The sequence below is a fragment of the Phytohabitans sp. LZ39 genome (genome assembly GCF_059359075.1).
The window spans coordinates 108,646-129,334 of record NZ_JCADBM010000024.1 but is presented as its reverse complement, the minus strand read 5'-3'; the positions used below and the strand labels follow the sequence as shown (position 1 = coordinate 129,334).

21 protein-coding genes and 1 riboswitch are annotated in these 20,689 nt (G+C 73.0%); of the genes, 12 read left to right on the top strand and 9 right to left on the bottom strand.

Annotated features, from left to right (window positions below):
• Positions 1-41: 41 nt before the first annotated feature.
• On the bottom strand, positions 42-3,464 hold the full coding sequence (locus AC5L36_RS36020; RefSeq protein ID WP_441223259.1) for an ATP-binding protein: 3,423 nt from the start codon (positions 3,462-3,464) through the stop codon (positions 42-44).
• Positions 3,465-3,612: 148 nt separating this feature from the next.
• Here AC5L36_RS36020 and AC5L36_RS36015 point away from each other — a divergent pair, with 148 nt between their 5' ends.
• Together AC5L36_RS36015 and AC5L36_RS36010 are read left to right on the top strand one after the other, a co-directional pair.
• Entirely contained in the window at positions 3,613-3,765 is a 153-nt protein-coding gene (locus AC5L36_RS36015; protein ID WP_441223258.1) for a hypothetical protein, read from the top strand.
• A 165-nt stretch (positions 3,766-3,930) separates the two neighbouring features.
• Positions 3,931-5,475, top strand: coding sequence for an LPXTG cell wall anchor domain-containing protein (locus AC5L36_RS36010; protein ID WP_441223257.1), 1,545 nt, complete (start codon positions 3,931-3,933; stop codon positions 5,473-5,475).
• 45 nt (positions 5,476-5,520) lie between these two features.
• Here the strand turns inward: AC5L36_RS36010 and AC5L36_RS36005 are convergent, their stop codons facing one another.
• Positions 5,521-5,706, bottom strand: coding sequence for a hypothetical protein (locus tag AC5L36_RS36005; RefSeq protein WP_441223256.1), 186 nt, complete (start codon positions 5,704-5,706; stop codon positions 5,521-5,523).
• 96 nt (positions 5,707-5,802) lie between these two features.
• Between AC5L36_RS36005 and AC5L36_RS36000 the strand changes: the two genes are divergently transcribed.
• The 6 genes from AC5L36_RS36000 to AC5L36_RS35975 all read left to right on the top strand — a co-directional run bounded on the left by AC5L36_RS36000 (position 5,803) and on the right by AC5L36_RS35975 (position 12,443).
• Positions 5,803-6,681 (top strand): AAA family ATPase, encoded by an 879-nt coding sequence (locus AC5L36_RS36000; RefSeq protein WP_441223255.1) that lies wholly within the window; start codon positions 5,803-5,805, stop codon positions 6,679-6,681.
• 28 nt (positions 6,682-6,709) lie between these two features.
• Positions 6,710-7,888, top strand: a complete 1,179-nt coding sequence (locus AC5L36_RS35995) for a vWA domain-containing protein (protein ID WP_441223254.1) — start codon at positions 6,710-6,712, stop codon at positions 7,886-7,888.
• Between the two features lie 91 nt (positions 7,889-7,979).
• The gene (locus tag AC5L36_RS35990; protein ID WP_441223253.1) at positions 7,980-8,573 is read left to right on the top strand and encodes a (2Fe-2S)-binding protein; all 594 of its coding nucleotides are present in this window, start codon (positions 7,980-7,982) and stop codon (positions 8,571-8,573) included.
• 11 nt (positions 8,574-8,584) lie between these two features.
• Positions 8,585-10,972 carry a xanthine dehydrogenase family protein molybdopterin-binding subunit gene (locus AC5L36_RS35985; protein ID WP_441223252.1) on the top strand — a complete coding sequence of 796 codons (2,388 nt, stop codon included), beginning with the start codon at positions 8,585-8,587 and terminating at the stop codon, positions 10,970-10,972.
• Complete coding sequence (locus tag AC5L36_RS35980) at positions 10,969-11,826, top strand: FAD binding domain-containing protein (RefSeq protein ID WP_441223251.1); 858 nt, start codon at positions 10,969-10,971, stop codon at positions 11,824-11,826. The genes AC5L36_RS35985 and AC5L36_RS35980 overlap by 4 nt, the downstream gene beginning before the upstream one ends.
• Positions 11,823-12,443 (top strand): SRPBCC family protein, encoded by a 621-nt coding sequence (locus tag AC5L36_RS35975; RefSeq protein ID WP_441223250.1) that lies wholly within the window; start codon positions 11,823-11,825, stop codon positions 12,441-12,443. Before AC5L36_RS35980 ends, AC5L36_RS35975 begins: the two co-directional genes overlap by 4 nt.
• A gap of 704 nt (positions 12,444-13,147) precedes the next feature.
• Here AC5L36_RS35975 and AC5L36_RS35970 read toward each other — a convergent pair.
• The 3 genes from AC5L36_RS35970 to AC5L36_RS35960 are packed head-to-tail and all read right to left on the bottom strand — an operon-like array spanning position 13,148 to position 14,354.
• Positions 13,148-13,546 (bottom strand): DUF3224 domain-containing protein, encoded by a 399-nt coding sequence (locus AC5L36_RS35970; protein ID WP_441223249.1) that lies wholly within the window; start codon positions 13,544-13,546, stop codon positions 13,148-13,150.
• Positions 13,547-13,581: 35 nt separating this feature from the next.
• Positions 13,582-13,926 carry an MmcQ/YjbR family DNA-binding protein gene (locus AC5L36_RS35965; RefSeq protein ID WP_441223248.1) on the bottom strand — a complete coding sequence of 115 codons (345 nt, stop codon included), beginning with the start codon at positions 13,924-13,926 and terminating at the stop codon, positions 13,582-13,584.
• 5 nt (positions 13,927-13,931) lie between these two features.
• Positions 13,932-14,354 carry a hypothetical protein gene (locus AC5L36_RS35960; RefSeq protein WP_441223247.1) on the bottom strand — a complete coding sequence of 141 codons (423 nt, stop codon included), beginning with the start codon at positions 14,352-14,354 and terminating at the stop codon, positions 13,932-13,934.
• Between the two features lie 60 nt (positions 14,355-14,414).
• On the opposite strand from AC5L36_RS35960, the gene AC5L36_RS35955 reads away from it, so the two are divergent.
• On the top strand, positions 14,415-14,762 hold the full coding sequence (locus AC5L36_RS35955) for an MmcQ/YjbR family DNA-binding protein (RefSeq protein ID WP_441223246.1): 348 nt from the start codon (positions 14,415-14,417) through the stop codon (positions 14,760-14,762).
• On the opposite strand, the gene AC5L36_RS35950 is transcribed toward AC5L36_RS35955, so the two are convergent.
• Genes AC5L36_RS35950 through AC5L36_RS35935 form a run of 4 tightly spaced genes read right to left on the bottom strand, consistent with a single transcriptional unit; the run spans position 14,751 to position 16,410 of the window.
• Positions 14,751-15,152, bottom strand: a complete 402-nt coding sequence (locus AC5L36_RS35950; protein WP_441223245.1) for a VOC family protein — start codon at positions 15,150-15,152, stop codon at positions 14,751-14,753. The genes AC5L36_RS35955 and AC5L36_RS35950 overlap by 12 nt on opposite strands.
• 4 nt (positions 15,153-15,156) lie before the next feature.
• Positions 15,157-15,513, bottom strand: coding sequence for a hypothetical protein (locus tag AC5L36_RS35945; RefSeq protein WP_441223244.1), 357 nt, complete (start codon positions 15,511-15,513; stop codon positions 15,157-15,159).
• A complete protein-coding gene (locus AC5L36_RS35940) occupies positions 15,510-16,235 on the bottom strand; it encodes a CbtA family protein (protein ID WP_441223243.1) in 726 nt (241 codons plus the stop codon). The genes AC5L36_RS35945 and AC5L36_RS35940 overlap by 4 nt, the downstream gene beginning before the upstream one ends.
• A gap of 4 nt (positions 16,236-16,239) precedes the next feature.
• Entirely contained in the window at positions 16,240-16,410 is a 171-nt protein-coding gene (locus AC5L36_RS35935; protein WP_441223242.1) for a CbtB domain-containing protein, read from the bottom strand.
• A gap of 34 nt (positions 16,411-16,444) precedes the next feature.
• A riboswitch (cobalamin riboswitch) is annotated at positions 16,445-16,617 on the bottom strand.
• A gap of 51 nt (positions 16,618-16,668) precedes the next feature.
• Here AC5L36_RS35935 and AC5L36_RS35930 point away from each other — a divergent pair.
• Genes AC5L36_RS35930 through AC5L36_RS35920 form a run of 3 tightly spaced genes read left to right on the top strand, consistent with a single transcriptional unit; the run spans position 16,669 to position 20,436 of the window.
• A complete protein-coding gene (locus tag AC5L36_RS35930; protein WP_441223241.1) occupies positions 16,669-18,489 on the top strand; it encodes a magnesium chelatase subunit D family protein in 1,821 nt (606 codons plus the stop codon).
• Positions 18,489-19,091: a cob(I)yrinic acid a,c-diamide adenosyltransferase gene (cobO, locus tag AC5L36_RS35925; RefSeq protein ID WP_441223240.1), complete on the top strand. Its 603-nt coding sequence runs from the start codon at positions 18,489-18,491 to the stop codon at positions 19,089-19,091. The genes AC5L36_RS35930 and cobO overlap by 1 nt, the downstream gene beginning before the upstream one ends.
• Positions 19,092-19,101: 10 nt before the next feature.
• Positions 19,102-20,436: a cobyrinic acid a,c-diamide synthase CobB gene (locus AC5L36_RS35920; protein WP_441223239.1), complete on the top strand. Its 1,335-nt coding sequence runs from the start codon at positions 19,102-19,104 to the stop codon at positions 20,434-20,436.
• The last annotated feature ends 253 nt before the right edge of the window (positions 20,437-20,689 follow it).

The following is a 20,689-nucleotide window of genomic DNA, read 5'->3' as shown; positions in this document are numbered from 1 at the left end:
ACATGCCGCAACTTCCGGCGTTGGGTAGCGTTTCGCGCCTGTCAGCGAGTCAGGGCGAGTTGGACGAGCGGCTCGGCCTGGTTGCGGGTGGCGAAGGTGCGGACGCGGTCGAGGTGGGCGGGGTCGGTGCGGGCGGCCCAGACCGCGGCGAGTGCGGCGTCGCTGGCGCACCCGATCTCGTCGTAGAGGGTGACCGCCGCCGCCGGGTCGCCGCCGATCAGGGCGTCGGCCGCTTCGACCCAGCGGGTGCGGCGCAGGCTGGTGCGGATCACCTCGGCCATCGCGGGGGCGGCCGGTGGTGTGAGGACGGTGGCGTGGGCGGCGGCGGACAGCCACTCCAGGGTCAGTGCGGTCGGGGCCTCGCGCCACAGGGCGGCCAGGTCGGCCAGCAGGGACGCGGCACCGTCCACATCGCCGTCGAGGGCGTGGGCGAGGGCGCCGTGTGCGTAGGCGTTGTAGCGCAGGCGCACGAAGCCGGAGCGGTGGGCGACGTCGAGGCCGCGGGCGATGTCCTCACCGGCGGGGCGGCCGCAGAGGGCGCCGATCCAGGCGCGGCGGCCGCGTAGCTGGAGGTCCCAGTCGGTGGTGTCGGCGCCCTCGTGGTCGAGGTACTCGTCGGCCGCGCGCAGCAGGGCCACCCAGTCGCCGCTGAAGTAGGCCAGCTCCGCCTCCTCCGAGTGGCTGAGCACGAGGCTGACCTGTCCACCGTGGACGCCGCGGCTCTCCCGCTCGAGGTCGGCGGCGCCGGCCAGGTCGCCCTCCTCCTGGCGGAAGGTGGCCAGGTTGTGCAGTGCGCGCCGCAGCGTGGGCAGGCCCTGTGCACGGCAGGTCTCGATGACGTGTTCCAGGTCGTCGAGGGCGCTGGGGTCGCCGGCGACGTACCGCGTGGCGTGCTCGGTGACCAGCGCGTGCACCTCGGCGTCGGCGAGGCCCAGGCGGTGGGCCAGGTCGCGGGCGGCGCGGGCGGCGGGCAGGGCCGGCCCGGTCTGGAACTCCAGCAGGTGCAGGCGGGCCAGCTCGGCGTACGCCTCGACCTTGGCCGCGTCGTCGGGCAGGTCGGCGAAGAGGGCGATGGCGCGGTCGAGGTGTTCGCGGGCCTTGTCGCGCTCGGCGCGCATCAGCTCGGTGAGCCCGAGCAGCGTCTCGGCGCGGGCCTCGCCGGTGCGGTCGCCGGCCTCGCGCATGCGGTCGGCGAGGCGGCCCACCTGCTTGACTCCGTCGCGGTAGAAGCCGTCGGCGTCGGCCAGGAACTGGAGCCGGTGGTGGAAGAGCTCGGTACGCCGCCGCGCGTCCGGCTCGTGGTCGGCCGGCCAGGCGTTGAGCGCGCCCTCCGTGTAGCCGAGCGCGGAGTCCACGGCGTACACGGCGAAGGCGGCCTCTGCCGCGCTGAGCAGTGCGGTGCGCGCGGCCTCGGCGTCGGTGGCGGTGTCCTCGCCGAGGCTCTCGGCGAGGGTGAGGGCCTGGATGCGGTGGCGGGCGACGGCGGTGGCGAGGTCGTTGCGGCCGTCGATGGAGACGCGCAGCAGCCAGGTCGCCGCGCGCCGGTGCAGCGCCGCGCGGGTCGCCCTGGGCAGTCTGCGGTATGCCACGTCGCGTACCAGCTGGTGCTGGAACGCCAGCTCCGCTTCACCAGCCACAGTGGACACCGTGCCGGCGACGAGGAGGTCGCGGCGCTGGAGGCGGCGCAGCACGCCGGCCACGCCGATCGTGTCGAGCGCGAGCATGTCGGCGATCGCGCCGGGCCAGAGGCGGTCGCCGAGGACGGCGGCGGCGTTGAGGACGGTGCGCTCGGCGTTGTCGAGCAGGTCGATGCGGTTGGCGATCACGCCATGCACGCTCTCCGGCACGTCGACGTCGCCCTCCGCCTCCAGCGCCGCGCCGCCGCGCTCGGCGAGCATGCGTACGTACTCCACGGCGTACATCGGGTTGCCGCCGGTGAGCCGGGTGAGGCGGTCGGTGTGGTCGGTGGACATGTGCTGCCGGGCAAGGAGTGTGGACAGCAGCCCGCGCATCTCCGCGCCGCGCAGCCGGGCCAGCGAGACGGTGAGCATGCCGGGCAGCGCGGAGGGCCAGGTGGGCTGCTCGTCGAGCAGCTCCGGGCGGTAGGTGCAGAGCACCAGCAGCGGCACGTCGCCGCCGGCCTCGACGAGGTCGGCCAGGAAGCGGAGCATGGCCGGGTCGGCGAAGTGCAGATCCTCGATCACCAGCACGGTGGGGATGTGACGGGCCAGCGCGAGCAGCGCGTCGCGCCAGGCGGCCTCGATCTCGCCGGGGCGCACCGGGCGCCCGGGCAGGCCGGCGAGCGGCCCCAGCAGGCCCGCCAGGCGGTACACCTCCGGCGCGGGCAGCACCTCGGCGAGCGCGACGGTGAGCCGCTCGCGGGTGCTGGCCGGGTCGTCGGTGTCGAGCACGTCCGCCTCGGCCTTGACGATCTCGGCGAGCGCGTCGTAGGTGCCGCCCGCGCCGTACGGCAGGCAGCGGCCGACCCGCCACCGCACCAACAGGTCGCCGTCGTCGCGGATGCGGCGGGACAGTTCGCGCATGACGCGGCTCTTGCCCATGCCGTGCGCGCCGACCACCGACACCAGGTGGGCCCGCCGCTCGGACACGCACCGCCGTACCGCCGCCATCAGCAGGTCGAGCTCGGCGGCCCGCCCGACCAGCGGGGTGCCTTCGTCGTCGACGACCGGCGGACGCCGTACCGACGCCTGGGCCAGCCAGGCCTCGACGGACCGTGACTTGCCGGCGAGGTCGAGCTGGAGGGGCTCGTCCGCGTAGCGGATGGAGCCGGCGGTGGCGCGGTGGGTGGCGGCCGAGACGAGCACGCCGCCCGGCGGCGCGTGCGTCTGTAGCCGCGAGGCGGTGGCCACCACGTCGCCGGAGAGCAGCGCCTCACCGCCGTTGCGGGAGGCGGCCAGGTCGACCAGCGCCTCGCCGGTGGCGATGCCCACCCGCGCCCGCATGGTGTAGCGCCCGGCGAGCGCCTTGCCGTCGAGCGCCCGCTGCATGTCGAGGCCGGCGAGCACCGCCCGGTAGCCGTCGTGCTCGGTCTCCACCGGGACCCCGAAGACGGCCATCACCGCGTCGCCGATGAACTTCTCCACCACCCCGCCGTACCGCCGAATCACCTCGCGCGCGGTGTTGAAGTAGTCCATCTGGAGGCGGCGCAGGTCTTCCGGGTCGAGCCGCTCGGCCATCGCCGTGAAGCCCTTGAGATCCACGAAGAGCACGTTGACCGTGCGCCGCTCCTCCCGCGGTGCGCTCGCGCTCGGCAGGTCGCGGGTGAGCGGGCTGCCGCAGCTGGTGCAGAACGTGAACTCGGGCGCGACGAGCGAGAGGCAGGAACCGCAACGGATGTGCAGCGGCGCACCGCACCGGCCGCAGAAGTGGTGGTCGGGGTGGGCCGGGGCGTCACACTTCAGACACACTCGCTGTGTGCCGCGCCGCTCCGGTACGTCGACCATCCCGCGACCATCCTCGCAGCTCCGGCCCATTGGGCCAAGGGGGATTCAGTCACACGGTAGCCTTGCCTGTCCAAAGGGAGACAGCCCAGTAACGACTTTGGACACTAAGGTGCGAAGAGCTGTTTCTCGTCCACAAGGGGGGATCATCATGACCGATCCGGCGGAGACCGGCACGCAGGGCAAGGGCGTCAGCTCCGACCCGCACGGCAAGGGCGTCAGCTCGACCACCGAGGGCAAGGGCGTGAGCGCGCCGAGCAAGGGCAAGGGCGTCAGCGCCCCGCCCGCCGACGACAACGAGTAGCGCGTACGGGCGGGGATCCACGCCGAGAGGTATGGATCCCCGCCCATGCGTACGAATGTTTGGGGCAACCCGGACTTATCGCAGGACGGGGTCGCGCACAGGCATGGGGCAGTCCTAGCCTCCGCTGGTTTTTGCCAGCATCCTCACGGGGAGGGCTTCCCTCACATGCACGCCAAGAGTGCTCTGCGCCTGGTCGCGGGGCTCGGCGTCGCCGGCGCGCTCGTCGCCACGACCGCCATACCGGCCGCCGCCCGCGCGGCCGCGGAGCTCAGCATCTACTTCGGCGACATCACGATCGCCGCGGACGGTCCCGGCAAGACCGACGCCGTGATCATGCACGCGTCGGAGCCGGTCGTCCTTCCGGAAGCGACGATGAGGTTCGACGCGACCGGCCTCGCGGACGTCGCCACGATCGCCGAGGACCAGGGAATCAACGACTGCACGCCCGAGTCCGAGCAGGTCCTGGTCTGCCACAAGCCGTACGAGATCGGGATCGACGAGGGCGGCCTGAACGGCCCGTTCGACATCGAGCTGACGGCGGCGCAGGGCGCGGACGTCGACGCCGAGGGCACCCTGAAGATCACGCTGAGCGCGCCCGGATTCGACTCCGCCACCACGCAGGCCCGAGTGCGCGTCGGCGAGGGCGTCGACCTCGCCGCCGGACCGGACGCGACGGCCTCCGCGGCCCCCGGCGCCACCTTCGTCACGCCCGCCCGGGTGCGGAACGCGGGCGAGACCGTCGCCAAGGGCGCGGTCGCGCTGTTCTTCACCGACTACGGCATCCGGGCCGGCACCGAGCGCTTCAGCAACTGCCTCTACGACGGTGACGCCGTCAACGCCTGCACGTTCGCGCGCGAGCTGGCACCGGGCGACATGTACGGCGCGTCGGTCCCCAGTCGTCTCGACCCGGCAACGTACGCGCCGGGCGTCGAGGTCGCCGAGATCGCGTGGATGACGCCGGCTGAGTTCGAGGACTTCACGAAATACCTGAAGGACAACGGGTTCTCGCTCGGGCAGCCGGGCACCGGCGCGGTGCTGGCGCTGAACGAGATGGGCGGCGCCACCGCGCGCGGCGCGCAGGCCGACACCGACCCGTTCAACAACTGGAGCCACGTGGAGGTGAAGGTCACCGGCACGAACGGGGTCGACCTCGAGGCGGTCGGCGCGACCTTCGACGGAGCCGCCGGCAGCACCCATGACGCCGAGCTCGCTGTGGTCAACAACGGCCCGGCGGTGCTCAGCAGCGGCCGGAGCGGCGAGGAGATCACCCGGATCAAGGTCGACGTGCCGCCGGGCACCACCGCCGTCGAGGTGCCCGAAAACTGCTTCCCGACCAGTGGGGACGACACCGACTGGGACCAGCCCGGCAAGCCGGGTGCCCGTGCGTATCTGTGCGGCGCCGGACTCTTCCTCGCACCGGGCGACAAGCTCAGGTACCCGTTCGCGTTCCGGATCGACGAGGTGATCGCGAACGCCGCCGGCGCCATCACGGTCAACGCCCCGTGCCAGTGCCCGACCTTCCCGCACGACCTCGACAAGTCGAACGACGTCGCGAAGATCCTGGTCAACGGCGCTGGCGGGGGCGGCGGCGGGCTGCCGGTCACCGGCGCCTCCACCGGCCTTGTCGCGGGCGCCGGTGCGCTCCTGCTGGCCGCGGGCGCCGCCGGCTTCGTGATCGCCCGGCGCCGCCGGATGCGCTTCGTGGCTTGATCCGGCGAAGGGCGCCGTTCGACCCGAACGGACGGCGCCCGCACCTCAGCGGTGGCTGCTGCTCGATCGTGGGTCGGGCAGCAGCCGCCGCAGGGTCTCGTCCGGCCCGAGAAACCAGTGCGCGGCCGCGCACCGCACCCGCACGACGGCGACCGGGCCGTCCGTCCCGTGCGCGTCACCGACCGTGGTCACCTCCGCGGGTAACCCGCACTCCGGGCAGTCGTAAAGCATCTGGTACCTCCACCCCCCATGACACTGCGTGTTCGCTACGAGGGAGTTACAACCGGGCGTGATACCCCTCACCGCGGCGGTGGCATAGTTGACCAGGTGATCCCCGCCACTCCCGCCGCGCTGGCCGAGGCGCTCGCCGGTGTGGGTTACCTGGCCGACGACGGCCTCGCCACCGCCGGTCACCTGGCGCTCAAGCTGGGCCGTCCGCTCTTCCTGGAGGGCGACGCGGGGGTGGGTAAGACCGCGTTCGCGCAGGCCCTGGCGTCGGCGACCGGAGCGCACTTCGTGCGGTTGCAGTGCTACGAGGGGCTCGACGCGGCGCAGGCGCTCTACGACTGGGACTTCCCGCGGCAGATCCTGCACCTGCGCACGGTGGAGGCGGCCGCTGCCGCAGCGGGGGACAAACCGGATACCGCGGCGCTCGAGGCGAGTCTGTACGACCGTCGTTTCCTGGTCGCCCGCCCGTTGCTCCAGGCGCTGGAGCTGAGCCCGTGCGTGCTGCTCGTCGACGAGATCGACCGGGCCGACGACGAGTTCGAGGCGTTCCTGCTGGAGATCCTCGCCGACGCCGCGATCACGATCCCCGAGCTCGGCCGGATCGCCGCCGAGACACCGCCGTTGACCGTGCTGACCAGCAACCGCACCCGCGAGGTGCACGACGCGCTCAAGCGCCGCTGCCTGTACCACTGGGTCGAGCACCCCAGCTTCGCCCGGGAGGTGGCGATCATCCGGTCGCGGCTGCCGGAGGTGACCGACCGGCTGGCCGCGGACGTGGCCGGCGCGGTGCAGCGGATGCGCGAGCTCGACCTGATCAAGTCGCCCGGTGTGGCCGAGGCGCTCGACTGGACCAGCGCGCTCGCCGCCCTCGGCGCCCGCGAGCTCGACCCCGACCTGGCCGCCGCCACCCTCGGCGCGGTGCTCAAGTACCGCGAGGACGCGGAGCGGGTCAAGGCGGCGGCGCCATGGCGCTCCTGACCCGGCCGCTGTCCGGCGGCCGCCGCGGATGACTTCCGGCGACCTCGTCGGCGTCCTGGTCGGCTTCGCCCGCACGCTGCGCAACGCGGGTGTGCAGGCGACGGGGGAGCGGGTCGAGGCGATGGTCGCGGCCGTCGACGCGCTCGACGTGACCCGGCCCGAGGACGCCTACTGGGCGGGCCGCCTCACGCTCTGCGGCGAGCCCGACGACCTGCCCGTCTACGACGCCGCGTTCGCCGCGTACTTCGGTGGCCGCAACCCCGCGCGGGCGCCCGTGTCGGTACCGGCGAAACGGCGCGGGGTGGCGCTCTTCGCGCGGGACGACCCCGACGGTCGCGGCGGTGAGCCGGGAGTCGACGACCTGGCGGTCGCGGCCAGCACCGCGGAGGTCCTGCGCCGCCGCGACCTCGCTCTGCTTTCCGCCGCCGAGCGGGAGGAGGTACGCCGCCTCGTGGCGCTGCTGGCCCCGGCCACCGCCGCCCGGCCCAGCCGCCGGCACCGCCCGGCTCGGGGCGGCGCCGTCGACCCGCCCCGCACCGTCCGGCGGATGCTCCGCCACCTCGGCGAGCCGGCCCGGCTGGCCCTGCGGGAGCGGCGGCACAAGCCGCGCCGGCTGGTGCTGCTGCTGGACGTGTCCGGCTCGATGGCGCCGTACGCGGACTCGCTCCTGCGCTTCGCGCACGCGGCGGTGCGGCGGCGGCCGACGCGGACCGAGGCGTTCACGCTCGGCACCCGGCTGACCCGGGTGACCCGGGCGCTGCGCCACCGCGACCCGGACGGCGCCCTGCGCGCGGCCGGCGAGGCGATCCCGGACTGGCACGGCGGCACCCGGCTGGCCGACTCGCTCAAGGCGTTCCTGGACCGGTGGGGCCAGCGGGGCACCGCCCGCGGTGCGGTGGTGGTGCTCTTCAGCGACGGCTGGGAGCGGGGCGACCCGGCCCTGCTCGCCGCGCAGATGGCCCGCCTCGCGCGGCTGGCGCACCGGGTGGTCTGGGTCAACCCGCACCGCGGCAAGCCGGGGTACGAGCCGCTGGTCGCCGGGATGGCGGCCGCCCTGCCCTACCTGGACGACTTCGTGGCGGGGCACAGCCTCGCCGCCCTGGAGGATCTGGTCCGCGTCATAAGCGGAGCCGTGAGGCTGCGGGCAGCCACCACGACGGCGGACGAGCGCCGAGCGGCGGAGCGCGGTAGGCACAGCCGATCATGATGTTTCTGGCGTGTTACGCCGAACCTCTTGCGGCGGGGCGCGCGGAGGACTTGTCTTGGGGGGAGGTTCCCGCTCCTGCACGGGAGGGATGATGACCCGTATCAGCATTACCGTCGATGGCGTCCGCTACGACGACGACGTCCAACCCCGCACCCTGCTCGTCCACCACCTGCGCGAGCGGCTAGGCAAGGTGGGCACCGTGGTCGGCTGCGACACGAGCAACTGCGGCTCATGCACCGTGCTCATGGCCGGCGAGTCCGTGAAGAGCTGCACCGTGCTGGCGGTACAGGCCGACGGCCTCGAGGTCACCACGGTCGAGGGCCTGGCCGGCTCGGACGGGCAGCTGCACCCGGTGCAGCAGGCCTTCCACGACCGCCACGCGCTCCAGTGCGGCTTCTGCACACCCGGCATGATCATGGCGGCGGTCGACCTGCTCGCCGAAAACCCGGACCCCACCGACGAGGAGATACGGGAGGGGCTGGAGGGAAACCTGTGCCGCTGCACGGGTTACCAGAACATCGTCCGGGCCGTGCACGACGCGGCCGGCGCCATCCGCGGCTCCGGGACACCCGAGCCGTCGCCGGTCGCCGACGAGGCGATGCCCGGCACGCCCCAGGCGCCGCCGGCCGTGCCGTCCGAGCCCGAGTCCCTGCCCGCCGACGCCGTGCCGCGGCCGGTCCCGTAGGAGGTGCATCGATGACCACTGTGGACGAGCGACCGGCCGCCGAGATCGGCGCCCCGCGAAAGCGCAAGGAAGACGCCCGGCTGATCACCGGCCGGACGATGTGGACGGACAACCTGGTGCTCCCGGGCATGCTGCACATAGCGATCCTCCGCAGCCCGATGGCACACGCCCGGATCACCCGTGTCGACACCGCACCGGCGCTGTCGCAGCCGGGTGTGGTGGCCGCCTTCAGCGGGCGAGACGTCGCCGACACCCAGGGCACCCTCCCGTGCGCCTGGACCGTCACCGAGGACATGGTGCACCCCGACCGCCCGCCGCTCGCCGTCGACGAGGTGCGGCACGTGGGCGAGCCGGTCGCCGTCGTGGTGGCCCGTGACGCGGCGAGCGCGGCCGACGCCCTCGCCGCGATCGACGTCGACTACGAGCCGCTGCCGGTGGTGATGGAGATGGACGAGGCGCTCGGAGAGGGCGCCGCGCTCGTCCACGCGGACAAGGGCACCAACAAGTCGTACACCTGGGTCTACGACTCCGCCGAGGCGGGCACCGGGCAGCCGATCGACCCCGCGTTCGCGGGGGCCGAGGTCGTCCTCAAGCGGCGATACGTGCAGCAGCGCCTGATCCCCGCGTTCATGGAGCCGCGCAGCGTCGTGGTCGACCCGACCGCCGACCAGATCACCGTCTGGTCGTCGACGCAGGTGCCGCACTTCGTGCGCATCTTCCTCACGCTGATCACCGGTGTGCCGGAGCACAAGATCCGGGTGATCGCGCCCGACGTCGGCGGCGGTTTCGGTGGCAAGCTGGCGTTCACCGCGGAGGAGCTGCTCGCGTTCATGACCGCCCGGCGGGTCGGCAAGCCGGTCAAGTACACCGAGACCCGGTCGGAGAGCCTCGCCGCCGCGCACCACGGCCGCGACATGTACCAGGACGTCGAGCTGGCCGCCCGCCGCGACGGCACGCTGCTCGGCCTGCGGGTGCGGCTGATCGCCAACATGGGCGCCTACCTGTCGCTGATCACACCGGCGATCCCGCTGCTCGGTCGCTACATGTACAACGGCATCTACAAGCTCCCCGCGTACCGGTTCGAGTGCACGGGCGTGTTCACCAACACCACGCCCACCGACGCCTACCGCGGCGCCGGGCGGCCCGAGGCGACCTACGCGATCGAGCGGGCGATGGACGACCTGGCCGCCGAGCTCGACATGGACCCGATCGAGCTGCGCCGGCGCAACTGGATCGGGCACGGCGAGTTCCCGTTCGACACCGTGGCGGGGCTGACCTACGACTCAGGCAACTACGAGGCCGCGACCGACAAGGCGATGAGCCTGCTCGGATACGACGAGCTGCGCCGCGAGCAGGCCGCCCGGCGTTCGTCCGGCGACCCGGTGCAGCTGGGGATCGGCGTCTCCACGTACACCGAGATGTGCGGCCTGGCGCCGAGCCGGTGGCTGGGTTCGCTCGGCTACGCGGCCGGCGGTTGGGAGTCGGCGAGCGTGCGCATGCTGCCCACCGGCAAGGTCGAGGTGCTCACCGGCACGTCGCCGCACGGGCAGGGGCACGAGACGGCCTGGAGCCAGATCGCCGCCGACCAGCTCGGCGTGCCGTTCGAAGACGTGGAGGTGCTGCACGGCGACACCCGCACCTCCCACAAAGGACTCGACACCTACGGCTCGCGGTCGCTCGCGGTGGGCGGCATCGCCCTCGTCAACGCCTGCCAGAAGGTCGTCGAGAAAGCCAAGCCGATCGCCGCGCACCTGCTGGAGTGCGACGTCGCCGACCTCGAGTTCACCGGCGGCCGCTTCCGGGTACGGGGTGCGCCGTCCGACGCCGAGGGCAAGGGGCTCGCCGACTGCGCGTTCGCGGTCTTCGCGGCACACGACATGCCCGGCGGCACCGAGCCCACGCTCGACTCCGAGGCGACGTACGACCCGACGGACTTCTCGTTCCCGCACGGCACCCACCTCTGCGCGACCGAAGTGGACACCGAGACCGGGCAGGTGACGATCCGGTCCTATGTGGCCGTCGACGACGTCGGCAAGGTGATCAACCCGCTGATCGTCGAGGGCCAGGTGCACGGCGGCGTGGTGCAGGGCATCGCGCAGGCGCTCTTCGAGGAGGCCGTGTACGACGAGGAGGGCAACCTGCTCACCGGCACGTTCGTCGACTACACGCCGCCGAGCTCGGCCGACCTGCCGGACATCGTGACCGACCGCACCGAGACGCCCGCGCCGGACCACCCGCTCGGCGTCAAGGGTGTCGGCGAGGCCGGCACGATCGCCTCCACGCCGGCCGTGGTCAACGCGATCGTCGACGCGCTGCGGCCCTACGGGGTGAGCGACATCCGCATGCCCTGCACGCCGGAGCGCGTGTGGCGGGCCATCCAAGGGGGTGACCGGTCGTGATCCCGGCCGCGTTCGACTACACCAGACCGTCCACCGTGGACGAAGCGGTGCGCGCGCTCGCCGACGGCGGCGAGGACGCCAAGGTGCTCGCCGGCGGGCAGAGCCTGATCCCCGTGCTGCGGCTGCGCATGGCCGCGCCGACCGTGCTGGTCGACGTGGGCGGCGTGGGCGAGCTGCGTGGCGTACGCGACGACGGCGACGCGCTGGTCATCGGCGCCACCACCCGCCACGCCGACCTGTTGCGCGACCCGCTCGTCGCCGAGCACGCGCCGCTGCTGGCCCAGGCGGCCGCGAAGGTCGGCGACCGCCAGGTGCGTCACCTGGGCACGATCGGCGGTTCGCTCTCGCACGCCGACCCCGCCGGCGACCTGCCCGGCGCGGCGCTGGCGCTGGACGCGTCGTTCGAGATCGCCGGTCCGGGCGGCCGCCGCACGGTGAGCGCGTCGGAGTTCTTCGTCGACTTCCTCACCACTGCGCTGGCGCCGGACGAGGTGCTGGTGTCGGTGCGCGTGCCGAAGCTGCCGGGGTGGACGGCGCACTACGAGAAGTTCGTCCGGGTGGCGCAGGCGTGGGCGATCGCCGGGGTCGCCGCGGTGGTGCGCCGGGAAAACGGCGGTATCGCCGAGGCCCGGGTGGCGCTCACCAACATGGGCAACACCCCACTGCGGGCCGGCGCGGTCGAAGCGGCGCTTGCCGGCGGACCGGCCACAGTGGACGCGGTGGCGTCGGCGGCTGGGCGGGCCGGCGAGGGCACGGATCCACCGTCCGACGCCTTCGCCTCCGCCGACTACCGCCGGCACCTGGTGACGGTGCTGACCAAGCGAGCGGTGCTCGCCGCCGGAGGTATTTCGTGAAGCTGGACCACTCCTTCACCGTGCCGGTCCCCGTCGACGAGGCGTGGAGGGTGCTGCTCGACGTGCCACGGGTCGCGCCGTGCATGCCGGGCGCCACGCTCACCGACTTCGACGGCGAGGCGTTCACGGGCACGGTCAAGGTGAAGGTCGGGCCGATCGTGCTGACCTACACCGGAAAGGGCCGCTTCGTCGAGCGCGACGAGGCGGCCCGCCGCGTGGTGGTGGAGGCCTCCGGCCGCGACACCCGCGCGTCGGGCACCGCTGCCGCGACCGTCACCGCCACGCTCGAGCCCGAGGGCGACGCCACGAGGGTGGAGGTGACGACCGACCTGACGGTGACCGGCAAGCCGGCACAGTTCGGCCGGGGCATGCTGTCCGATGTGGGCGGCCGACTGATCGGTCAGTTCGCCGACTGCCTGGCGGCCGAGCTGGCCACGCCACCACCCGTGGAGGAAGTGTCGCCGGCCCCGCAGACCCAGCCGGAGGCCGAGGTCGAGCCGATCGACGTGCTCAAGCTGTCGGTGGGCACGGCCGCCGCCCGCTACGCGGGGCTGATCGCCGTTAGCGCCGGCGCCGCCGTCCTCACCTGGCTGGTGATCCGCGCCCTCCGCCGCTGACGCAACGGATCCCTCGAGATCCATCCGGTCCAGGAGGTCCAGAGCCCTCGCCCGCCCGTCCACGGTCAAATCCCCGATCGAAGATAGAGATGGGCTACCGCGGCCCGTCGTGGTCCAGACCGTCGCTCCCGCGGCCTCGCCCACCGCGCTTCAATGATCGTTAGCCCAACACCCGGAGTATCTCCGGCGTGTCGTCCGGTTTCCGGGCTAACGATCACCACGCCTTCCAAATCCTGACCCGATTGTCTCGTCACGTGGGAGATGCAGGGCTGCGGCGGCAAGCTTCCATGATTGTCAGCCCAACAGGGGCGTGGTCATCGGCGTGTCACAGCCATATCGGGCGAACGATCATGACGCCGCCCACATGCCGAGCCACATCCCTAACCACTGGGAAAGAGGGGCCGGCGAGCCTCGGCTCAGCCTGGACGACGGCATACGGCACGGCGAGTACCGCAACCACCCACCAACAACGTGAAGCAAGGCGGGGACGGCCCGGCCGGAGCCCGAGGCCCCGCCGGAGGCGCAGTAACCGCAACCACAAACAAGCCCCGCCGGGTCAGCGCCGGTCAAGGTCTTGCCCGTGGGCTTGCGCCGCGGAGCTGGCAGCGGAGGCCGGGGATTTCGGCTCGCGTCAGCGAGCCGCCGGCCTGCGCGGTCTCCGGCGGGAGCGGCGGTCCGCAGGTGACGCGGACCCGGGCGATGAGTTAGATCGTGTACTCCAGGGTGTAGGTGTGGCCGCCGTCGGCGTCGACGGTGATCTGGCCGGTGCCGCGGATCGTGCGCAGCTCGCCGGTGCCGGAGTCGGGCACGATGGCCCAGTGGAGTGCCTGGCCCGCGTCGGCGTCGGCGGTGGCGCTGTGGTGCAGCACGAACGTGCCGGGCCGGCCGCCGACGGTGCCGCTGAAGCGCTCGAAGCCCACGTATGCCGCGGAGGTCTCGACCCGCGTCGTGCAGATGAGGATGCGGGTGGCGCTGGTGCCGGTGAGGTCACCGGTGAAGGTCTTCGTCACCTTCGCCTGCGCCAGCGTCGCGCCCTCCGCCTCGTCGAAGGTCTCCTGGTCCCAGCCGTCGATGGCGAACGTGCCCTTGGCGTACTCGGTCATGAGCACAGCTTGCCGCACGAGGCTGACAACCCGTGTCAGGTAGGGCGCTCGCGCTTGGGGAGCTTGGCGACGACCGCGTCGTAGGAGGCGTCCACCGCCTCGCGGACCTCGTCGTCGGGGATTTTGCCGGCGACGCGGAGGGTGTTCCAGCCGGAGCGTCCTATGTAGGGCATCACCGACGCGTCTTCGGGGTAGCGGGCCAGCCACTCGTCGGCGGCCTCGCGGTTGGGGCCGCATTTCAGGCCGACGCCGGGGCCCTCGGAGCCGAGGAACGCGAAGATCTTGCTACCGACCTTCACCACGACGTCGCCCTCCCAGGGCTCGTCCTGCCACGCGCCGGGCTTTGCCAGGCAGTATGCCAGCAGCTCATCCCACGTCATGACCATCAGGCTATGAGAAGACCGACCCCGAGTGTGAGCGTCCCGGCGGCAAGGGCGGCCGCGCCGAGCCAGAGTACCCAGAAGAAGCGGTTGGGCTGGGCCAGGCCGCGGCCGGCGGACGACGCGAAGAAGCCGCCGGACATGAGGATCGCGGCCGCGGGCACGCCGAGCCGCGCCACCCAGTCGGCCACGCCGGTGAGGGTGGTGGCGTCGGCCAGCAGCTGGCAGACCAGGCCGAGCGTGACCAGCACGCCGGCGTGGGCGTGGCCGGCCCGCGCGAACGCCTTCTGGAAGTCGGTCATCGGCACCTGGCCGCGCACGATCTTCGTCATGAACCAGCCGCCGAACTCGATCGTCACGATGGTCAGCAGCATCACGCCGGCGACGTACCGGCTCTCGTCGCTCAGCACCATGGTCGTTTCCCGCAATCTAGTCAGTGTCTAGTTACGGGCCGACCATAGCACGCACGCCGGGGGTACGGTAGGCCGATGGTGACCGCGGACCACATCCGCCGGGTGGCGCTCTCCCTCCCGCGCGCCTACGAGGCCCTCGTGCGCGACCGGGTCAAGTTTCGGGTCGGCCAGATCGTGTTCGTGGCGCTCTCCCGCGACGAGACGACGATGGGCTTCGGCTATCCGAAGGACGGGCGGGCCGCGCTAATCGCCGCCGAGCCCGACAAGTTCTTCATGCCGAGCAAGTCGGACGAGCGCTACAACTGGGTGCAGGTGTGGCTGGCGAAGATCGACGAGGAAGAGATGCGCGAGCTCGTCGTCGACGCGTGGCGGATGTGCGTGCCCAAGAAGGTCATCGCGGAGTACGAGGCGTCACTCGGCTGACAGCTCCTGGAAGATCGTCAGCTGAAGGTGGGCCGGGCCCTCGACGCGGGCGTTGAGCGAGTCCCACGGCGTGCGGCGCGGCTCGGCCACGACCTCCAGGCCCGCCTCGGCCGCTCGTGCGGTCGCTGCCGCCGAGTCGTCCACCTCGAACGCCACCCGGATGTGCCCGGCCACCCGGCGGCCCACCTCGACCTCGTCGATGTACTCCGCGTAGGAGGGCTCGATCAGCTCGAACGTGGCGCGCCCGGCCTCCAGGATCGTCACCCGGCCGGTGCCGTCGGGCCGGTAGTAGGTCGCCTGCTCGGTCAGGCCCAGCACGTCGCGGTAGAAGCGGAGCGCGGTCTCGTAGTCGTCGGCGGTCACGGCGAGGCGCAGCTGTCGAACTGTCATGGCCTCAGTGTGCCTTCCACCGGGGCGCGGGGAAGGCGTGTGCCTGAAGTGTCGCCGGGATCGGGGCCACGCCGGGACCGCCCGCCGTCACCCAGGCGGCTATGCGCGCCTCGACGTCGCCGTCGAGGACGCTGCCCAGCCACACCGGGCGGGCGCCACCGCGCCGGGCGTCGGGTGTCGGCTGCACGACGACCACATTGGACTCGCCGCAGACGTTGAGGCATCCGCTCACCCGCACCCGGTGCTGGTGGCCGGCCGCGGTGCGGAGGCGACCCACCTGGCCTTCGTGGTCGACGCCGGGGTGCTTGCGGGCGGTGCCGCAGCAGCAGCCGCGGCACACCGTGACCGTGACGGTGCTCACACCACCGTGGCCGTGGCGACCCGGCGCGGTGTCAGCAGCAGGCCGAAGCCCAGCCCGAGCACTGTCCACAGTGTCGCCAGCTCGGCCAGTGACGCCAGCCGGAAGTCCCACAGCAGCGCGGCCGGGATGTCCGCGGGCACGCTGTCGGGGGTGGCCGGCCAGGTCGTCAGCAGCGCGGTGTATCCGACGAACACGACCCCGGCGGCGATCGCCGCGCGGTATGCCGGCGGCCACGGGCGGGCGGCCAGCCGGTCGTGCACGAGGAACGTCAGCCAGGTCACCGCGATCGCGGCGGCGATGAGTGTCAGGTACTGCACGGTGCGCTCGGTCACGGTGTCCGGATCGCCGACGCCGGGCGGGCTGGCGGGGTATTTGAGCGCGGGCAGCAGCGCCACGGTCGCGAACCCGAGCGACGCGAGGACCACCGCGCGGCCGAAGTCGGTGGCACCCGGGAGCCGGTGGCGTACGCGCGCGAAGACCACACCCACGACGAGCGCGAGGCAGACGGCGACGGCGACGGCCGCGACCATGCCGCCGAAAACCTGTGTCGGGCGGCCGAAAATCGGCTCGTCGTCCGAAGTGGAGCGTGCTTCTTCGACGAGGAGCGCCTTGTCGATCTGCGGCTCGACGACGAGTAGTGCGACGATGGCGGCGGCCAGCCCGGCGAAGACGCCAGCCAGCGCCGCCCGGCGCAGCACCGCGCCGAGCGTGAGCGGAGTCATCGCGCTAGTGGCAGGGAACGCCGAGCGCGTGCCGCCCGTCGTGGGTGAACTCGTGGATCTGCTCCGCGAAGGCCGTGCCATTGAGCTGGAGCAGCACAAAGACCGCGACCAGCGCCGCGGCGGCGAGCAGCCAGGCGACGGCGGGCACACGGATTTGTTTGACGGACGCTTCCACAGCGCGGTCCTCTCTCGTCCATGCCTCGTGGCGATACGGTCGAACTGCCACGGCCGGTCTCCTGGCTCCCGGATCGACACGCTCCCTCGACCTTCCCAGACCGTCGCCGGCCCAGTGGTGCAGCGGGGGAGCACTCCCCGGTCACAGTGGCGAGGACCACGCCGGAATCTCACCGGCTTCCCGAGCACCGTGGCGTTAGGAGCCTAGCGCCGGACTGGTGTTTGACGCCAGCCCTCCGGCTGGGTCAGCATGGCCCGCATGCCCGCGCCCTATCCGTTCTCCGCCGTCGTCGGCCTCGCCGATCTGCGGCTCGCGCTCCTGCTCACAGCCGTCAACCCGGCGATCGGCGGCGTACTCGTGCGGGGTGAGAAGGGCACGGCGAAATCGACGGTCGTGCGTGCGCTCGCCGCCCTGCTGCCCGAGCTCGACGCCGTCGGCGGGTGCCGCTTCGCCTGTGACCCGGCGGCTCCCGACCCGGAGTGTCCCGACGGCCCGCACACCCGCGGTGCGGCGGTGATCCATCGACGATCGTCCCTTGTGGAGCTTCCGGTGGGCGCGACCGAGGACCGGGTGGTGGGCACGCTCGACATCCAGCGGGCGCTGGCCGAGGGCGTAAAGGCTTACGAGCCGGGGCTTCTGGCCACCGCCCACCGTGGACTGCTCTATGTGGACGAGGTCAACCTGCTCCCCGACCACCTCGTCGACCTGCTGCTCGACGCGGCCGCGATGGGCCGGGCGCACGTGGAGCGGGACGGGGTGTCGGTCAAACACGCGGCGCGCTTCCTGCTCGTCGGCACGATGAACCCGGAGGAGGGTGAGCCTCGGCCGCAGCTCGTCGACCGCTTCGGGCTGGTCGTGTCCGTGTCGTCGCCGGACGAGCCCGCGCCTCGGGCCGAGGTGGTGCGGCGCCGCCTCGCCTACGACGCCGACCCGGACGGATTCGCGGCCCGGTGGGCAGCCGAGGACGCATTGCTGGCGCGCCAGATCACGGGTGCGCGGGAGCGTCTGTCCACCGTGGAGCTTCCGGACGGGGAGCTGGACCGGATCGCGCGCATCTGCCTGGCGTACGGGGTGGACGGGCTGCGCGCCGACATCGTCGTGGCGCGGGCGGCGCTCACGCTGGCGGCGTGGCACGGGCGAGGCGTGGTAACGGTCGAGGACGTGAAGGACGCGGCCCGGCTGGCGTTGCCGCACCGGCGCCGGCGCGACCCGCTCGACCCGCCCGGCACGGACGAGGAGCGGCTGGAGGAGACACTGTCCAATGAGGATCCCGATCCGGAGCCACCGGATGGCGGGGGTGTGCCACCGGGTCCTTCCGAGGACGGTGAGACCCAGCCGCCGGCCGCACCGGGACAGCCTTACCGGCCACGCGTCCTCACCCTGCCGAAGACGGGGGAGCGGGCCCACGCCGGGCGCCGGTCGCTCGCGTACGCCCGGCGGGGTCGGGTGGTCGGCGCCCGCCTGCCACAGGGAGCCGGCGCGCCACACCTGCCCGCCACGCTCCGGGCCGCAGCCGCGCGGGGGAGCCGCACGGTCGCACCGGCCGACCTGCGCGAGGCGGTGCACGTCGGGCGGGAGGCAAACCTCGTGCTGTTCGTCGTCGACGCCTCCGGCTCGATGGCGGCCCGGCAGCGGATGACCACCGTGAAGGCGGCGGTGCTGTCACTGCTGCGCGACGCGTACCAGCGGCGTGACCGGGTGGGCATGATCACATTCCGCGGCGCCGGCGCCGACGAGGTGCTCCCGCCGACGTCCAGCCACGAGGTGGGCGTGCAGCGGCTGGCCCGCCTGGGCACCGGTGGCCGCACCCCGCTCGCGGCCGGGCTGGAGGCGGCGGCCCGCACGCTCCGGGCCGAGCGCCGCCGCGATCCCCGCCGCCGTCCGCTGCTCGTGCTCGTCACCGACGGTCGCAACACGGCGGGCGCCGACCCACTCACCGTGGTGCCGTCGCTGGCCGGCACGGCCGCGGTCGTGGTCGACTGCGAGGCCGGCCCGGTGCGGCTGGGGCTGGCCCGCCGGCTGGCCACCGCGCTCGACGCGTCGTGCGTGCCGCTCGCCGCGCTGGGGAGGGCGGCCTGATGCCACAGGGAAAGCCGGAGGCCGTCCCGGACGACGGGCTCACCACCCGCGAGCGGCGGCGCCAGCCTGTGCTCGCCGTCCACACCGGACAGGGCAAGGGCAAGTCGACGGCGGCCTTCGGGATGGCGCTGCGCGCGTGGAACGCCGGGTGGCCCATCGTGGTGTACCAGTTCGTGAAGAGTCCGAAGTGGAAGGTGGGCGAGGAGGCGGCCCTCCGCGCGCTCGGCGAGACCGGCAAGGGCGGCGCGGTCACCTGGCACAAGATGGGCGAGGGCTGGTCGTGGATCCAGCGCCCCGGCACCGAACGCGACCACGCCGCCGAGGCCGCCGAGGGCTGGGCGCAGATCAAACGCGACCTGGCCGCGGAAGCCTACCGGTTCTACGTGCTCGACGAGTTCACGTATCCGATGAAGTGGGGCTGGGTCGACGTCGCGGACGTCGTCGCGACGCTGCGCGAGCGGCCCGGCTCCCAACACGTCGTCGTCACCGGGCGGGACGCACACACCGAGCTGCTCGCGGCCGCCGATCTGGTCACCGACATGACGAAGGTCAAGCATCCGATGGACGCGGGGCGCAAGGGGCAGCAGGGGTTGGAATGGTGACAGGCTCGGCGTGGTAACCGATATTCCTAGGCTGGTCATCGCCGCGCCCGCGTCGGGGCACGGCAAGACGACGGTCGCGACGGGTCTGCTGGCCGCGTTCGCCGCGCGGGGCACGCGGGTCGCCGGCTTCAAGGTGGGGCCGGACTACATCGACCCGGGCTACCACGCGCTCGCCGCCGGCCGCCCCGGCCGCAACCTCGACCCGGTGCTGGTGGGGGAGGAGCTGATCGGCCCGCTCTTCGCGCACGGGAGCGCGGGCGCCGACCTGGCCGTGGTCGAGGGCGTGATGGGCCTCTACGACGGCCGCGTGGGCGCCGGCGACTTCGGTTCCACCGCCCACGTGGCCGCGCTGCTCGCCGCGCCGGTCGTGCTCGTGGTCGACGCGTCCGCGCAGGGCCGGTCGGTGGCGGCGCTGGTGCACGGGTTCCGGTCGTTCGGCAGCGTGCGGCTGGCCGGTGTCATCCTCAACCGGGTCGGCTCCGACCGCCACGAGGCGCTGCTGCGGGACGCGTGCGAGGAGGTGGGCGCGCCCGTACTCGGTGTGCTGCGCCGCCACTCAGCCGTGGCAACGCCGTCGCGGCACCTCGGCCTGGTGCCGGTGGTCGAGCGTTCGGCGGAGGCGGCGGAGTCGGTGGCCGCGCTCGCCGCACTGGTGGCGGGCGGCGTCGACCTGGACGCGGTGCTGGCGGTGGCCCGGACCGCGCCGCCGCTCGCCACTACGCCCTGGGCGCCGGCCTTTTCGGCCGAGCGTGGTCCGGTCGTCGCCGTCGCCGGCGGCCCGGCCTTCAGCTTCGGCTACCCGGAGACGGCCGAGCTCCTGCGGGCGGCCGGTGCGACCGTGTCCACAGTGGACCCGCTCCGCGACGAGGCACTGCCCGCGGGGACGCGGGCGCTTGTCGTGGGTGGCGGCTTTCCCGAGGTGTACGCCGACCGGCTCGCCGCCAACGCCCCACTCCGCGCCGCGGTGGCCGCCCTCGCGGCGAGCGGCGCCCCCATCGCGGCCGAATGCGCCGGCCTGCTCTGGCTGTGCCGCACGCTCGACGGCGCCGAGATGTGCGGCGTGCTCGACGCCGACGCCACGATGACCGACCGCCTGACGCTCGGCTACCGCGACGCGGTCGCCCTGACCGACAGCTCAGTCGCGCCGGCCGGCACCCGGGTCACCGGGCACGAGTTTCACCGCACGGCGGTAACGCCCCGCGCCGGCGCCGCGCCCGCCTGGGCCTGGCGCGGTGCCGAGCCGGAGGGCTTCGTGGCGGGCGGCGTGCACGCCTCCTACCTCCACCTGCACTGGGCCGGCCACCCCGAGATCGCCATCCGCCTCGTCGCGGCCGCCTCCGCCTAGAGCGTCCTTAGTCCCTCTCCTCTGGAGCCTTTTCGGAGTCGAGGTGGCGGGGCGCTGAGTTCCTTTTAGGACAGAGATTTGAGCTACCGCGATGTCCGTCGTGGTCCAGACCGCTGCTCCCGCGGCCTCACCGTCCGCCGCTGGCCGCGCTCACCCCGTTGGGCCGCCGCGACGGTCGCTGTTTGTCCACAATGCCTATCCCCGGATCGGCGCTCTGGGAAAGCAACAGGGGTTTCGTCGCCGCGGGTAACCG